11 protein-coding genes are annotated in these 14,532 nt (G+C 62.9%); 9 read left to right on the top strand and 2 right to left on the bottom strand.

Going from position 1 to position 14,532, the window contains the following annotated elements:
* Positions 1-27 precede the first annotated feature (27 nt).
* From ACZ0AA_RS05690 to ACZ0AA_RS05655, 8 genes are all read left to right on the top strand, one after another.
* Positions 28-1,113, top strand: a complete 1,086-nt coding sequence (locus tag ACZ0AA_RS05690; RefSeq protein ID WP_463512372.1) for a hypothetical protein — start codon at positions 28-30, stop codon at positions 1,111-1,113.
* The gene (locus ACZ0AA_RS05685) at positions 1,097-2,347 is read left to right on the top strand and encodes an MFS transporter (RefSeq protein ID WP_463512371.1); all 1,251 of its coding nucleotides are present in this window, start codon (positions 1,097-1,099) and stop codon (positions 2,345-2,347) included. Before ACZ0AA_RS05690 ends, ACZ0AA_RS05685 begins: the two co-directional genes overlap by 17 nt.
* Positions 2,344-3,852 (top strand): alpha/beta fold hydrolase, encoded by a 1,509-nt coding sequence (locus ACZ0AA_RS05680; protein ID WP_463512370.1) that lies wholly within the window; start codon positions 2,344-2,346, stop codon positions 3,850-3,852. Before ACZ0AA_RS05685 ends, ACZ0AA_RS05680 begins: the two co-directional genes overlap by 4 nt.
* Positions 3,853-3,880: 28 nt before the next feature.
* Positions 3,881-4,777, top strand: a complete 897-nt coding sequence (locus ACZ0AA_RS05675; protein WP_463512369.1) for a hypothetical protein — start codon at positions 3,881-3,883, stop codon at positions 4,775-4,777.
* Entirely contained in the window at positions 4,774-5,268 is a 495-nt protein-coding gene (locus tag ACZ0AA_RS05670; RefSeq protein ID WP_463512368.1) for a hypothetical protein, read from the top strand. Before ACZ0AA_RS05675 ends, ACZ0AA_RS05670 begins: the two co-directional genes overlap by 4 nt.
* Before the next feature lie 73 nt (positions 5,269-5,341).
* Entirely contained in the window at positions 5,342-6,907 is a 1,566-nt protein-coding gene (locus ACZ0AA_RS05665) for an AMP-binding protein (RefSeq protein WP_463512367.1), read from the top strand.
* Positions 6,908-7,005: 98 nt separating this feature from the next.
* Complete coding sequence (leuS, locus tag ACZ0AA_RS05660; RefSeq protein WP_463512366.1) at positions 7,006-9,585, top strand: leucine--tRNA ligase; 2,580 nt, start codon at positions 7,006-7,008, stop codon at positions 9,583-9,585.
* Between the two features lie 116 nt (positions 9,586-9,701).
* Entirely contained in the window at positions 9,702-10,301 is a 600-nt protein-coding gene (locus ACZ0AA_RS05655; protein ID WP_463512365.1) for a ComEA family DNA-binding protein, read from the top strand.
* Positions 10,302-10,369: 68 nt separating this feature from the next.
* Here ACZ0AA_RS05655 and ACZ0AA_RS05650 read toward each other — a convergent pair whose 3' ends face one another.
* Both ACZ0AA_RS05650 and ACZ0AA_RS05645 read right to left on the bottom strand, forming a co-directional pair.
* Positions 10,370-10,975 carry an adenylyl-sulfate kinase gene (locus ACZ0AA_RS05650; RefSeq protein WP_463512364.1) on the bottom strand — a complete coding sequence of 202 codons (606 nt, stop codon included), beginning with the start codon at positions 10,973-10,975 and terminating at the stop codon, positions 10,370-10,372.
* Between the two features lie 68 nt (positions 10,976-11,043).
* On the bottom strand, positions 11,044-11,835 hold the full coding sequence (locus ACZ0AA_RS05645) for an NAD-dependent epimerase/dehydratase family protein (protein WP_463512363.1): 792 nt from the start codon (positions 11,833-11,835) through the stop codon (positions 11,044-11,046).
* A gap of 387 nt (positions 11,836-12,222) precedes the next feature.
* Between ACZ0AA_RS05645 and ACZ0AA_RS05640 the strand changes: the two genes are divergently transcribed.
* Entirely contained in the window at positions 12,223-14,514 is a 2,292-nt protein-coding gene (locus tag ACZ0AA_RS05640) for a ComEC/Rec2 family competence protein (RefSeq protein WP_400859878.1), read from the top strand.
* Positions 14,515-14,532 lie beyond the last annotated feature (18 nt).

The raw sequence follows: 14,532 nt of genomic DNA, 5'->3' as shown, positions 1-14,532 counted from the left end.
AATCACTCCTCTTAAAGGTGGTGTTTAATGCAACAATCGCACTGGAGACATATCCTCCTGACAAAAACCAGTTTCGACGAAGTGCCGACCGCGGCGCCAGTGGTTGCGACAAAGGGGGTTGGCGAATTGCTTTCGCTTTTTGGCCAGCCACCAACGGAGGGATCTCTACCACTCACTTCGATCTTACTTGTGAGTGGGTTGCGATCGCAGCTTCTGGAGGAGTATAACGAACACGCAGACCTCATCGTGGGTCATGGCGAACCGCGAGGAAAGCAAACTCTATGCAGCATTGGCGAGAGAACTCGAGACTACGTGAAGAGATATCCAGAGCTCGACACCGCAGACAAAGCGCGATCGGTAGCGATTCTGAACCTGCTTACAGAGCAGAATCTCCTCGTCCAAATCGTTGGCGATTCTCTCGAATTGAAGCCGGGGGATCTGTCTGGCGAGTTTCTTGCCCTCGAGATTGCTCGCGGCCTCCACAGAGTGTTGCATGATCGCACAAAGCCTAGAGAGATGTTCAGTACCCTAGCAAGAAAGGGCAAATCTCCTGTGGTCCAAGCCGTCGCGTCAGTGCAGCTGAGCGCATCATTGCTTAGAGACCGGATCGAGGACGAGATGATCGACGAGCACTTCGCCCTCGCTGCGTCGGCGATCGATAGGGTGCACGAGGGATTCCTTCGAGAATTGTTGCTCAGTCGGACGCTTCGTGCTCGCGCATTGGCGGAGTTCAGACACGTGGAGCTAAGGAAACGGGTCTTCGACGACGGAGCAGCACTTGTCCAGGCTTTGGCATTCGGAGAGAAGGCAGCAAAAGTGGCTGCCTCATCGTATGAACGGCACCTCGCGGAGGAGAATCTTAAGATCGTTTGGGAGTCGACGTTGAAGGCGTCGATCGCACTGAATCACGCGGAACTGTTCGAGAAGTCCTTTGAATCACTAAAGAAGATGGATCCCAACGATCCATCTCTCTATGCTCTCGCCGCGCGAGCGGGCTCTTCACTGTTGCCGTCGGATGCGCGACTAAGACTTCTGCGCGAGGGGGCAGGATTAGGGTCGCCGCTTGCTGCCCGCGCCCGGGAGCTAGTCGCGGAGCATGAGGTTCGTTCGTGAGAGGTCGGAGTTCTTAGACGTGCGCGTAGCTCTCATTCTTGCAATCTCTGGTATCGCGCTGAGTAGTCTCGGGAACGAGATTTTCGAGTACGTTCTCCTCGAGGCTGGAGGCGTTCGACTGCCTGTTAGCCCTTTCCTCCTCGGCGTGGTGCTTGCTGTCGTCGCGTTGTTGGTGCCGTGGCTGAATGTATGGCTCACTCGTCGTCTCGGCTCCGTGAATCGCGTGCTGGTTGCGGTACAGGTGGTGGCAGGGGCTATGGTGTGCGGACTCGGTGTGGTTTGGTCTGGCGTCGGCGATTCTGCCCTAGCAGTCACGGCGTACAGTATCTGCTCCGTTTCCACCGCTGCCTCGATGCTCGCATCAGCGTGCATCACCATCGTCGTGCGAAATGCCGGAGACGACGGGAAGTTCACCGACAGAACAGCCATACGACTCATATCATTCGCTGGTACCAGCTACGCATTCGCTTCCATCGCGGGACCGTTGGTTGGAGTGCTTGTTTCGGAGGTTGTGCCGGAATCGGGACTTATCGTCGTATCGGGTGCGCTCGCGGTTGCCGCAGGTCTGGCGGCACTGCCTGTGAGCGGTGTACGAGGAGAAGATAGGGGCGCGCGTGCTCAATCGAGCGTTCGGTTGGGGATTCGCAAAGTGCTTGGCGACAAGGTGATCGCCGCCATGCTGCTCGGCCTCTCGGTTTCCAATCTCACCATGTTCGGATTGATCTTCGCGCTGCCTTCGTACTCTCGCGATCTAGGAAGCGCGCAACTTCTCGCGTTGCTGCTCACCGCCCCTGTGATTGGCACTCTTCTCGGTAATCTTCTCGCCGGACTAATTCCGAGCCGCAGGTTTCTCGTGTACATCACGGTCTTCGATGCCGCACTACGGGGCTTCTGCGTCCTAACGCTCGGGGTCTCGAGAAGCATCTCGCTCAGCGTTGCCGTGTTGGCGGTCGCCGGGCTTTCACAGGGACTCTCGCGCGTAGGGAGACAAACACTGCTCCTGGACAGACTCCAACGAGAGGATCGTGTGCTCGGTATGAGTGCCTATGCATCGGCTAACCGCGTGTTGCTTCCCCTGGGCCCCGCAATCTTTGCGATGACGATGTATTGGGCGGGCTCCGCGGCGATCACGATCCAGATTATTGGTGTCTGTTTGCTTGTGATTGGCGTTCTCGTCGCTTCACGGCTCTTCGCGCCGCTGAGAATGATTCAGCAGGGAGCGACACGCTCATGAAGGTGATGCGCGCCGGGAACAAATCAGGAACACTCACGGCAGCCCTTCCTGAGCCCTTCGCCCGCGGTCAGATCCGGGCGGGTCGCGGAACATATGCCCTTGTGTCCAGTTCCGTACTTGCGCTGGTCGACTCGTTCGGGGATGTCGGTGTTGCTGACCTCCGCAGCCCAGGCATAAGAGCGGGCACGGTGCCGGTCGATTCGCGATTTGGCATGTCGGAGACCGGCGACGCTCGCGCAACGTTGTGGGTGCGCGAGCGGTCTCCCGGTGATGCTATCCAAGGCGACCTTCGAGGTGTATACAAACGGAGGGACTTGTGGGGGCTCGACTGTCGAATGTCATCGCGAACGGCTGACGTCCTTGAGGTTGTGCAGGACCAGGGGATCCGGGTCCTGCAGGCTGGCTTGTTACGTGTGCGGCTCACCGGAGGAATGAGAGTACTCGCGGCTACGGTCTCTCCGGATGGATCTCTCCTCGCGCTCACCGTCTCGCGTAGAGGGGGCAGTGTCAGCCGAATTTTCGATATCGTGCGCGGGGCGATGGTTGGGGAGTTACCGATCAAAAATGGAGTGGTCGCTGCGTGGCTCGACAACACGAGAGTTCTGGTCACCGCATGGGAATGGCCAAACTCGGCGATAGTCGAGTTCGACGTCCTGACGGGGTCTTCAAGAACGCAACTCGTTATTCATCACCGCACCGCCGATGACGTGACAATCGCCGAAAACTCCATCGCCTTCACTCTCACCGGAACCGCGGAGCCACGGCAACTGGTCTCAGGAACTTACAACGAACTCCGAGAAGACTCTGCGAAAGCCTCGACGCCGGATGGTGTTTTGCACACACGAGTGGGACCGCGAAAGCTTCCAGTCATCGTGATGGAACCTACCATGGAGCTCAGAGGCACCGTTTACCTTTTCCACGGCGGACCGGGGGGACGATGGGAGCCGAAGTACAGTCCTCTATCGGAGTCGCTCCGCGAGATGGGCTTTCAAGTCGTCATGCCTAATCTGTCGAGCAGCTCGCTTCCTGAGACATCCGCGCAATGGAGCAAGAGCTCGCGATTGGGAGAGTCAGATGTGGAAGATGCCATCGCAGTGATCAAGGCAACTGCCAGAGGAAAGAAGATAGTCGTGGGCGGGCAAAGTTACGGTGGCTTCGTCGCTTGGCAGGTAGGGCGTGCCATGGAGAACATTCACGGGGTCTTCTGCCTTGGAGGCTTTCTCTCCCCGGACAACCTTCGACGCAGCGCTCATCGTGAGACCCGCGAACTCCTCGCGACAGGACTGTTCAGCACGGTGGACGCCGGGCGACGATTGCCTCCCCTATTTGTTGCGCACGGCGGGCGCGACACGCGGATACCTTCGGAGGACTTGCTCGAGTACATTCACGATCTTGGCATCGAAATGACGGGCCTCGTGATAGACGAGATGGGTCACGGCGTCACATCAGACAGCGATGCTGCCCAGATATACCCGGAGATGTTCTCGTGGATTCGGAATGTCTGATTCTGCTGCTTCGATATAAGGAGAATACGTGGACGTGAGCACCACCTTAGAACCGCTGGATCTCCCGACACTTAAGGCGCTATTTAGCGCCGAGTCAGCGTGGGCTGAGCCTCGCGATGACTCAGACCTCAAACAGTTACAGCGCTCCCTACGCTCGAGCGAGCAAACTGACGAGAAGATATCTGCCGTCAAAGGGTCTCTCACGGCCTACGACTCGTTGCCACTCGACTATTTGATTGAGAGGCCCGGCGTGATCGTGAGCGACTACCTTCACGTGTTCCTGCATGGGATGGTGAATCGGCGGGAGTACCGTCCGCCGATGTTCTATCGCAGGGCAAGCTCTCGCCGCACGCGCGGAGTTTGTCTCTTTCTTAGTGACCCCGTCTTCCACGTCTCCGAGGACGCCGGAGTCGGATGGTATCTATCAGCATATTCCAAGCTGCGGCCTGCAATCGAAACACTTATCGCTGAGATTTGCGCCCGACACGGCTTAAACGGAATCGTATGGCACGGGACGTCCAGTGGTGGCTATGCAGCAATTCGTATGGCATTGGACAGTTCCATGCCGAGCGTCGCGTTGGCAGCAGCGCCTCACAATGACCCCCGAGATGCGCCGCACTGGCACGTGTACGAAGAAATCAAGTCGATCGCTAACGGAACAGATCCCGTGCCTCTGAGTGACCTGCTCGAGACGACAGCGAACGCACGCTCTGGCGTTGTGACCCTTATCAACGACCGTGATTGGCATCACCTCTATGCACATCTACCACATATCATGATCGCGAAAGGTGTCACATTGCGCAGGCACTACCTGGCGCGATCGGGGTTGGGTCACTTCGGGTATAGAGAATCTGACTACTGGGAAGCGTACGAGGCTGCGATCGCGATGCTGTCTGATCTCGTGAAGCGAAAGACCGGGGCATGACTCCTTTGATATCTCCGCTCGTGATCGTTGATTTAGATCCGGCGACAGCGGCGCTCCTCACCAACGCGGGGTCGACTACGCAACTGCTCTCAACCGTGACCAGGACAACGATCGATGTGCTCGTCGTGCACGCCGGGCCGGTCGTGCGGACTATCGAGAACGCGTTCGCGTACGATCGGGCACGCCCTGCCGGCAAGATTATGATTCGAGAGTCGATCTTGTACGCAGGTGCGGATCCAGTTTCTCGTAATTTGGTGTTGCATTCGTCACAACCAACAAGCTGGTCGACCGCTGTCGCGCAGCCCATCGGGACTCAATTAGCTAACGCAGGGGTGGTGCCGACGCGACAGATCCTGAATATCGGCCAGGATCGAGAGACTGGGTACGCGGCGCGGGAGTATGTATTAGTAATTCCAGCCTCGCAGGAGGCTGCCTACATCCGCGAGGTATTTCATCCGAACGTCGCGCCAATGCCCCAGAAAGGATCGTGAAGATCGCATGACGAGTAATAGCGACCTCGCCTTGGCTGAATTCTTTCGAGCGGGTGGTCTAGACCCTGACTTGATGCTCGTTGACTATGTGTTCGCGTGGGCGTCTCGTCACCCGCGGCGTGTGGCCCTTGTGGATGATGCGGGACAAGTTAGTTACGAAGAACTGGCTGCAGATATCTTGCGAATGGCCGATGCATTGCGCGGCCTTGGTCTAGTGCCCGGAGACTATATATCAATCGCTCTTCCAAACTGTCGTGAATGGGTGGTGGCGCATCTCGCAGGAATGTTGATCGGTTTAGTTACGAACCCAATTTTGCTTATTCATCGTGAACGAGGGATTGCGCAGGCGTTGTCGAGCGTTCAAAGTCGCATACTCATCACCGTAGATAGCTATCGTGGATTCGACTATGTAGATGCCGTGCTGCGTTCACGGGCCAATGCACGGAGCCTCGAACACGTCGTAGTTGTGGGTGGGCGTGCGTCGATGCGTGAGGGTGTCACCCCTTGGAAGGAGCTCATGGCTGTTGGCCAGATAGTTTCTCCTGAGGATCTGAGGTCGTTGAAGCCGACCGCGGACTCCGCGGCCGTGGTCTTTTATACCTCCGGAACGACAGGTTCCCCGAAGGGAGTCGTTCACTCGCATGCCGCCCTGATTGGCGCCTCAGTGCCCTGGGTGGACCGCCTAGGGATGTCGGACGGCGACGCTATTCATATGACTTCTCCTTTTGGTCACCTCATGGGATACCAGTTCGGCGTATCGCTCCCGCTCATTCTTGGTGGCACCGGAGTCTTTCAAGCGGAATGGGATCCGGAGCTTTTTATCGCACTGGTTGATGAATGGCGAGTTGTGCACACGTCTGGCGCGACCCCTTTTTTGTTTGATCTTCTCCGGTCTTTGAAAGATCCGACGCGTGTGTCGTCGCTCAAACGTTTTCTTTGCGCAGGTGCTCCGATTCCCCGAGCGCTTGTCGAAGAGGCGGCGCATAAATTACCGATGCTCGATGTGCTCGGCGCTTGGGGGCAGACCGAATGCGGGTTGATCTCGATGTGTCTCCCATCAGACAGGGAGGTTAAGCGTCGTACAACCGATGGGAGCGCGCTGCCGGGGGTGAAGATCCGCGTGCAGGGCGATGACGGTGCTCCGCTGCCACCTGGGTCCCCAGGGAATTTGCATGTGCAGTCGCCATTCTTGTTTCGTCAGTATTTGGGAGATCTCGCAGGCACGGTTGATGCTTTCACGCCCGACGGTTGGTTCATTACGGGCGATCTTGGCACGGTCGACTCCGATGGATTCGTTCGCATCTCGGGACGTGCGAAAGACCTCATCATCCGTGGGGGCGAGAATATCCCAGTAGTCGAGATTGAGGACGAACTGCTTCAACACGCTCAGATCCGTGACGTGGCGATCGTTGGTGTTCCACACGAGCGGCTCCAGGAGATTGCAGCTGCATGCGTTGTCCTGGAAGATCCTCTTGGCGCTCTTCGGCTCGAAGATGTTCAGGACTATCTGCGGTCGCGCGGGGTGGCTAAGAATTATTGGCCAGAGATTTTGGTCATCAGAGAGTCGCTCCCCAGAACTGCTGTTGGCAAAGTTCAGAAGTTCATGTTGCGACGTGCCCTGGAGACGGCGGTTCGCTAGGCGCGCTCAGCGTGGGCGGCGCCCCGCCCGCGCTAGCGCGATGTTCCTTTCGGTTAGTGTGATGGCATCCCTTTCCCTTCAGATTGGTCGTGCGTTCGTTGTCTGAGAACCTGTCCACCTCTCCCGTCGACGAGGAGACCTCCTCGGCGCACGCTATCCAGGCCAAGTGGCAGAAGTACTGGGCGGAGAACGAGACGTTCCTCACCGGCGGCGGCGGCGACGACGCACGCCCGAGGAAATATGTTCTCGGCATGTTTCCGTACCCCTCGGGCGATATGCACATGGGCCACGCGGAAAACTACGCGTATGTAGACATCGTGGCCCGCTATTGGCGGCATCGTGGATTCGCCGTTCTGAACCCGATCGGCTGGGACTCCTTCGGTCTGCCGGCTGAGAACGCGGCGATCCGTCAGGGGGCGGATCCGCGCGAGTGGACGTACCAGAACATCGCTCAGCAGCGACAGAGCCTGACGGAGTTCGGTACGTCCTACGACTGGTCGCGTGTGCTGCACACGTCCGACCCCGAGTACTACCGCTGGAACCAGTGGCTGTTCCTGAAGCTGCACGAGCGCGGTCTGGCCTACCGCAAGAAGAGCGCCGTGAACTGGTGCCCCAACGACCAGACCGTGCTCGCGAACGAGCAGGTCGTCGACGGGCGCTGCGACCGCTGCGGAGCAGAGGTCATCAAGAAGAAGCTGACCCAGTGGTATTTCAAGATCACGGACTACGCCGACCGTCTGCTCGATGACCTGAACCAGCTCGAGGGATTCTGGCCGCACAAGGTGCTGCAGATGCAGCGCAACTGGATCGGCCGCTCCATCGGCGCAGACGTCGACTTCCGCATCGAGGGGCGCGAGGAGCCGGTCACCGTGTTCTCGACGCGTCCGGACACGCTGCACGGGGCGACCTTCTTCGTGGTGGCCCCCGACTCCGACTTGGCGTCGGAGCTGGCTGCGGATGCTCCTGTCGAGGTGCGCGAGCGCTTCCAGAAGTACCTGTCCGATGTGCAGAAGACCACGGATGTCGACCGTCAGGCGACGGATCGCCCGAAGACCGGCGTCTTCCTCGAGCGCTACGCGATCAACCCGGTCAGCGGCGAGAAGCTGCCGGTCTGGGCAGCCGACTACGTGCTGGCCGACTACGGGCACGGAGCGGTCATGGCCGTGCCTGCGCACGACCAGCGTGACCTCGACTTCGCGCGTGCCTTCGACCTGCCGGTCAAGGTCGTCGTCGACACGACGGCGCCGATCACCGGCGCCATGCCCGTCATCGAGGTGGACGAAGAGGGCGTGCCGATCGATACCGGCGCAGCACTCGACGAGCAGAACCCCGCCTCTACGGGCATCGCTCTGACCGGTGAGGGACGGATGATCAACTCCGGACCTCTCAACGGTCTGTCGAAGCGCAACGCGATCGCCCGCGCGATCGAGCAGCTCGAGGCCTCGGGCACCGGTCGGGCTGCGAAGAACTACCGACTGCGTGACTGGCTGATCTCGCGTCAGCGCTTCTGGGGCACGCCGATCCCGATGCTGCACGCCGAGGACGGCCGGATCATCCCTGTGCCGGAAGAGCAGTTGCCGGTGAAGCTGCCCAGCGTCGAGGGACTCGACCTGAAGCCCAAGGGATCCTCGCCTCTCGGTGCGGCGGAGAGCTGGGTGCGCACGGTGGATGCCGCCAGCGGCGACCCGGTGCTGCGCGACCCCGACACGATGGACACGTTCGTCGACAGCTCGTGGTACTTCCTGCGCTTCCTCTCGCCGAACAGCGACACCGTGGCCTTCGATCCGGCTCAGGCCGCACGCTGGTCGCCGGTCGATTCGTACATCGGCGGCGTCGAGCACGCGATCCTGCACCTGCTCTATGCGCGATTCATCACCAAGGTGCTGTTCGACATGGGGCTGATCGACTTCACCGAGCCGTTCTCGAACCTGATCAACCAGGGCATGGTCCTGCTCGACGGCGCGAAGATGTCGAAGAGCAAGGGCAACCTCGTCGAGTTCGCGTCGAGTATGGTGTGGCCCGGTGCCGACGTAACACGCGTAGCAGTAGTTTTTGCCGGTCCGGTGGAGGACGATATTGATTGGGAGAATGTTTCGACGGCCGGGGCGCAGAAGTTCCTCGCGCGTGCGCTGCGCATCGCGAACGAGGTCTCGTCTCCGGTCGACGTGGTCTTCGCGGGAGGCGATTCGGCGCTGCGCCGCGCGACGCACAAGCTGCTCGCCGATGCTCCGTCCCTCGTCGAGCAGACGAAGTTCAACGTCCTGGTCGCGCGTCTGATGGAGCTGGTCAACATCACCCGCAAGACGATCGATGGAGCTGCGGGTGCCGGTGATCCGGCTGTGCGCGAGGCCGCCGAGACGGTTGCAGTGATGCTCGATCTGATCGCGCCGCACACTGCCGAAGAGATGTGGGAGATCCTCGGCCACGAGCCCTCCGTCGGACTCGTCACGTGGCGCTCCGCCGATCCGGCTCTGCTCGTCGAAGATACGGTGACCGCCGTGGTGCAGGTGGGCGGTAAGGTCCGCGCGCAGCTCGAGGTTCCGGCGCGCATCGGCGAGGCCGAGCTCGAGGCGCTGGCTCGCGCCGACGAGCGCGTCATCCGCTCGATCGGCGACCGGGAGATCATCAAGGTCGTCGTACGCGCACCGAAGATCGTGAGCATCGTCGTCAAGGGCTGATCCCTCGCGTCGTCTCGGCGACGCATCCGCTCTGCACATCCGGCCGCCCGCGGGGTTTCTCCCCGACGGGCGGTCGGCTGTCTCCGCCGTCTCCTTGCGCGGTCTAGCGTTGCGGGATGCCTGAAGCCCCGCCTGTGTCCGCGCCTCCACGACGGCTGAGGCTGGGGATCGGCGCGGCGATCGTGCTCGCTCTCGTCGTGCTATCAGGGGCGGTCGGACTCGGGGTGATGCGTGAACAGGCCGCTCCGACTGACTCCGTGCCGCTGCCCGCTGCTGGTGGTGCTTCTGCGGGGCCGTCAGGCGAGCTGTACGTGCATGTGCTCGGCGCTGTCGCGAGTCCCGGGCTCTACGTCCTCGACCTCGACTCGCGCCTGGTCGACGCCGTCGCCGCAGCCGGCGGGACGACCGATGAGGCTGACCTCACGGCGATCAATCTCGCGCGAGTGCTGACGGACGGAGAGCAGATCATCGTGCCTGCCATCGGCGCCGCAGCGGGCGGTCCGGGAGCCGTCGCGCCCGCGGATGATCTCATCGACCTGAACACCGCGGACCAGGCAGCACTCGAGACCCTCGCGCGAATCGGCCCGGCGCTCGCTGAGCGGATCATCTCCTGGCGGGAGGAGAACGGCCGGTTCACGTCCGTCGACGATCTGCTGTCCGTGCCCGGTATCGGCGAGAAGCTGCTCGCGGGCATCCGCGACGGTGTGCGGGTGTGAAGGCCGATCTGCGGCTGTCGCCGATCGCCGGCCAATCCGTCGCGGCGGAGTGATGCACCCTCGCGACCTCACCCGAGTCTGCGACGCCAGTCGGCTCCACCGCGTCGTGCCTCTTCTATCGCGGCCCGCACGCGCCGAGACCCCTCCGCGGTCGAATGGATGCTGGTGTCGATCGCGACGTCCGGATTCATGCAGAGAGACTCTTCGGGCCAGCTCCGGTAGATCCTGCTGAGAAAATCATGCTCCCTCGAAATCCCTCTCGACGGGTCCGATTGAGCTCGAGCGAATGCGATCTCGAATGTCGTGGTGGTCGCGACCGTGACGACCACTGCGCTGGACGGAGCTTGGCTACGGAGTCGCGACACCTCGTCTTCCGAGCCGGACCCCTCGGCGACGACGCACGTCAGTTCCGTTCTCGCCCACAGCCCGGTGGTCACTTCGAAGACGCGGTGCGCTGCCTCCCAACTCGGAAGGGTAGGTTGAGCCATCTCCGCGATCCGATCGAGTTCGACCAGCGCGACACGTTCGCCCCGCTGCCGCAGGTCCGCACTCAGGGCTGCGGCCAACGTGCTCTTGCCGGAGGCTTGCGGCCCGGCGACGATGACCAGCGCGAGCGGACTGGCGACGTGAGGATCGGTCAACGCGTCGACTCCGTCAGCGCGGTACTCGGGCAAGTCACGGGGATGGCTATGGGGAACGGCTGGCGCACGGGTTCGAAACCCGGTTCTCTGTCCGGCACGCGTTACCGTCGCATCCGATCGGTCGAATATGCCGGGGTCGCGTAGACCCCGCCCTGGGGGACTTCGGCGTCGATCGGCTCGACCTCACCCCATCGAGCGGCGTCGTCTCGGGGTGCGAACCCGACCGTCGACCCGGTGTCGAGATCCCACCATCCGCCGGTGTTCGCGGACACGGCATAGAACACAGCCGTGTGTTCGGTGGTGGTCATCGCCGCAGTGAACGCGCGCACGGCGTCGGCGGGGCTGAGCCACGTCCGCTGCTCCCGGGCAGACCCCGGTCGCGGCTCGTAGCTGCCGATGCGGAGCGAGATGGTGCTGATGCCGAACTTGTCCGCATACAGCCGACACAGCGCTTCCCCGGCGACTTTGGACACGCCGTAGAACCCGTCCGGGCGGGGCGGCATGTCCGGCGTCACGTGACGGTCAGAGGCGTACAGGCCTGTCAACCGGTTGCTGCTCGCGTAGACGACTCGGGGGACACCGGCCCGCCGCGCGGCCTCGAGGACGTGATAAGTCCCGACGATGTTCACCTCGGCCAGGTCGTGGAAGTCGGCCTCGTCGGGTATCCCGCCGAGGTGGATCACACCGTCCGCACCGGAGAAGAGCTCGACCAGCGCATCCAGGTCGGCAAGGTCCGTCCGGACGACGGACTCCTGCGGTCCGAGCGGAGTCATTGTTCGGATGTCGGTGGAGATGAGCACCGCCTCCCGATCGAGTAATGCGGAGCGGAGTGGCGAACCGATGTTCCCGGCCGCTCCTGTGATGACCCAGCGGGTTCCAGCGATCTCTGCCATCGTGCGATCGTACAGGGCGAGGTAATCGTCCGACTTGGCCGGGCCCGGATGAGCTCAACTGCCGGGGGCCTGATTCGATGCCCCATTCGTCGAGAGCAGGGGAGCGCCCGAACTCCTCGAGATTCCCGGAAACCGGGCGCGAACGTATGGCAACACTTCGCGATACCCAGCAGTCGCTGGGCCTCTGCGCCACGAGCACCGTCGGGTGAAGCAGTGCCTCGCGGCTTCGCATCCGCGGCTCCTGCACGCCGCACAGGTATTGATAGGTTCTCCACTCACCTGGTGGCGGGTGCGCTGCGGGACGGTCGCACGCACCTAGGTTGACCTGATGCACTGGCCGACGATGAGGAGCGACGCGCGCGCTCGGGCGCTCTACGGCGCGCCGGTATGAGGCGCGATCTTCGGCTGCTGCCGATCGCCGGGGCTGTGTGGGTGGTCGCTCTCGTCTGCGTGTTCGTACCTCCAGCCGCAGGGTGGTGTGTGCTCGCAGGCGCGCTCGGGGCGGTGGGATCGCTGGTGTGGATGCTGCGGCATTCTTCGGGTTCCGCGTCCGTGGCCGGGCTGGTGCTCGTGATGCTCGCCGCGATCGCCGCTGTCTCGATCACGGTCATGGCTGCATCGCCGGCTCGCGACAGCGCGGCCTCCTGGGATGGGCGTGTGGTCGAGGCGACGGGGGAGATCACATCGTCGGCGTCGGTCGGTCGCGACGGGCGGCTGTGGATGGAGGTGCAGCTCACGGGCATCGGATCACCGGGGTCGGTGCGCGCGGCATCCGCCCCGGTGCGAGTCGGCATCGATCCGGCCGACGGATTCGATCTCGGTGCCACAGTCAGAGTGAAGGGCGAGGCAGCGGCGACGGATCCGGGGGAGAGGTCTGCGCTCGTCGTGTTCGTGAGCGCCGCATCGGTTGAAGTGCCGGCATCGGGGGTGTTCGCTGTTGCCGCTGGCCTGCGCAGCGCCTTCATCGAGCGGTCCACGCATCTCCCCGAACCCGGAGCGGGTCTTCTCCCGGGGCTCGCGGTGGGGGACACCCGCGCGGTGTCGACCGAGCTGAACGACGACATGCGCACCAGCGGACTCAGCCACCTGACCGCCGTCAGCGGGGCGAACTGCGCCATCGTCGTCGGTGCCGTCTTCTGGCTGGCCGCATTGTGCGGGGCCGGACGAGTGACTCGTATCATCGCGGCGGCGGTCGCCCTCGCGGGATTCGTCGTGCTGGTCACACCGGAACCCAGCGTGATCAGGGCTGCGGTCATGGCCGGTGTCGCGATGCTGTCGCTGCTGCTCGGCCGACCGAGCGCCGGGGCCGGAATGCTCGCGCTCAGCGCGAGTGGCATCCTCATCGCCGACCCGTGGCTGGCGTCCACCGCAGGATTCGCGCTGTCGGTCGCCGCATCCGGGGCGCTGATCATGCTCTCGCCGTCGCTCACCCGCGGACTCGCACGATGGATGCCGCAGCCTCTCGCTCTCGCGATCGCCGTGCCTACGGCAGCGCAGTTGGTGTGCGGTCCCGTCATCGCCCTGTTCGCCGAGCAGCAGTCGCTCGTCGGTCTCGCGGCGAACCTGTTGGCCGCACCTGCGGCGCCGATCGCCACGATCATCGGTCTCCTCGCGTGCCTCGCGGCTCCGGTGCCAGTGCTCGCAGACCTCTTGGCGGCCTCCGCGTGGTTGCCGGCCGCCTGGATCGCTCACACCGCAACCATCACCGCTCGACTTCCGTTCGCCCAGGTCGCGGTGGCTCCCGGCGTCGCAAGCGCGGCGCTCGTCGGCATCGTGAGCGCGGCGGCCGCAGTGGTTCTGACCGACGGGTGCCGCACGATCCCGGTCATCAGAGGGGCTGCAGCATCCGTTCTCGCAGTGATGCTCGCACTGGGCGGCGCCCACGTCGTCCTCAACGGGCCACTCGCGAGCGCGACCAGCCCGGATGACTGGTCGGTCGCCGCCTGCGACGTGGGTCAAGGAGACGCGCTGCTCGTCAGATCCGACAGCCGGATCGCGCTGATCGACACGGGCCCGGAGCCCGAGCCCCTCGCCGCCTGCCTGCGCAGTCTCGGAGTCGAGCACATCGACCTCCTCGTTCTCACGCACTTCGACCTCGATCACGTGGGCGGCGTCGAGGCCGTACAGGGGAGAATCGGGGCAGTGCTGCATGGGCCGCCGGGGGAGACCGCTGACGAGCGGATGCTGCAGCGCCTGACCGACGGCGGCGCGACGGCCACCCTCGCCGGAGCGGGGATGCAGGGCGAGCTGGGCGCATCCTCATGGCAAGTGCTGTGGCCGCAGCGCGGATCCGAAGTGTTCCCACCGGGCAACGACCAGAGCGTGGTGCTCGAGATCGAAGGAGGCGGGGTGCCGCGGGCACTCTTCCTGGGCGATCTGTCGGCGGAGGCGCAGCGCATGCTGATGCGCACCGCGCATCTTCGAGGCAGCTACGCCGTGGTCAAGGTGGCGCATCATGGCAGCGCCGACCAGGACCTGCAGCTGTACCAAGACCTTCACCCCGCTGTCGCGCTGTTCAGTGCCGGCGTCGACAACGACTACGGGCACCCTCGGGCCGAGACGCTCGCAGCGCTCGCGTCTGCCGGGGCCGCGGTGCTGAGAACCGATCAAGAGGGACGGCTGCTGGTGGGCATCCGTGACGGCGAGCTGCAGCTGTGGACAGAGAGACAGCCGCCGTGACGACGAGGGCGACGTCTG

Source organism: Microbacterium sp. AC035 (genome assembly GCF_979258485.1).
Note: the sequence above shows the minus strand (reverse complement) of the source record. Positions and strands in the feature narration are given on the sequence as shown.

Bases quoted from the DNA above. Each gene is read 5' to 3' on its own strand.
- ACZ0AA_RS05690 (WP_463512372.1), top strand. From the start codon at position 28: ATGCAACAATCGCACTGGAGACATATCCTCCTGACAAAAACCAGTTTC.
- ACZ0AA_RS05685 (WP_463512371.1), top strand. From the start codon at position 1,097: ATGAGGTTCGTTCGTGAGAGGTCGGAGTTCTTAGACGTGCGCGTAGCT.
- ACZ0AA_RS05680 (WP_463512370.1), top strand. From the start codon at position 2,344: ATGAAGGTGATGCGCGCCGGGAACAAATCAGGAACACTCACGGCAGCC.
- ACZ0AA_RS05670 (WP_463512368.1), top strand. From the start codon at position 4,774: ATGACTCCTTTGATATCTCCGCTCGTGATCGTTGATTTAGATCCGGCG.
- ACZ0AA_RS05665 (WP_463512367.1), top strand. From the start codon at position 5,342: ATGCTCGTTGACTATGTGTTCGCGTGGGCGTCTCGTCACCCGCGGCGT.
- ACZ0AA_RS05655 (WP_463512365.1), top strand. From the start codon at position 9,702: ATGCCTGAAGCCCCGCCTGTGTCCGCGCCTCCACGACGGCTGAGGCTG.
- ACZ0AA_RS05645 (WP_463512363.1), bottom strand. From the start codon at position 11,835: ATGGCAGAGATCGCTGGAACCCGCTGGGTCATCACAGGAGCGGCCGGG.
- ACZ0AA_RS05640 (WP_400859878.1), top strand. From the start codon at position 12,223: ATGAGGCGCGATCTTCGGCTGCTGCCGATCGCCGGGGCTGTGTGGGTG.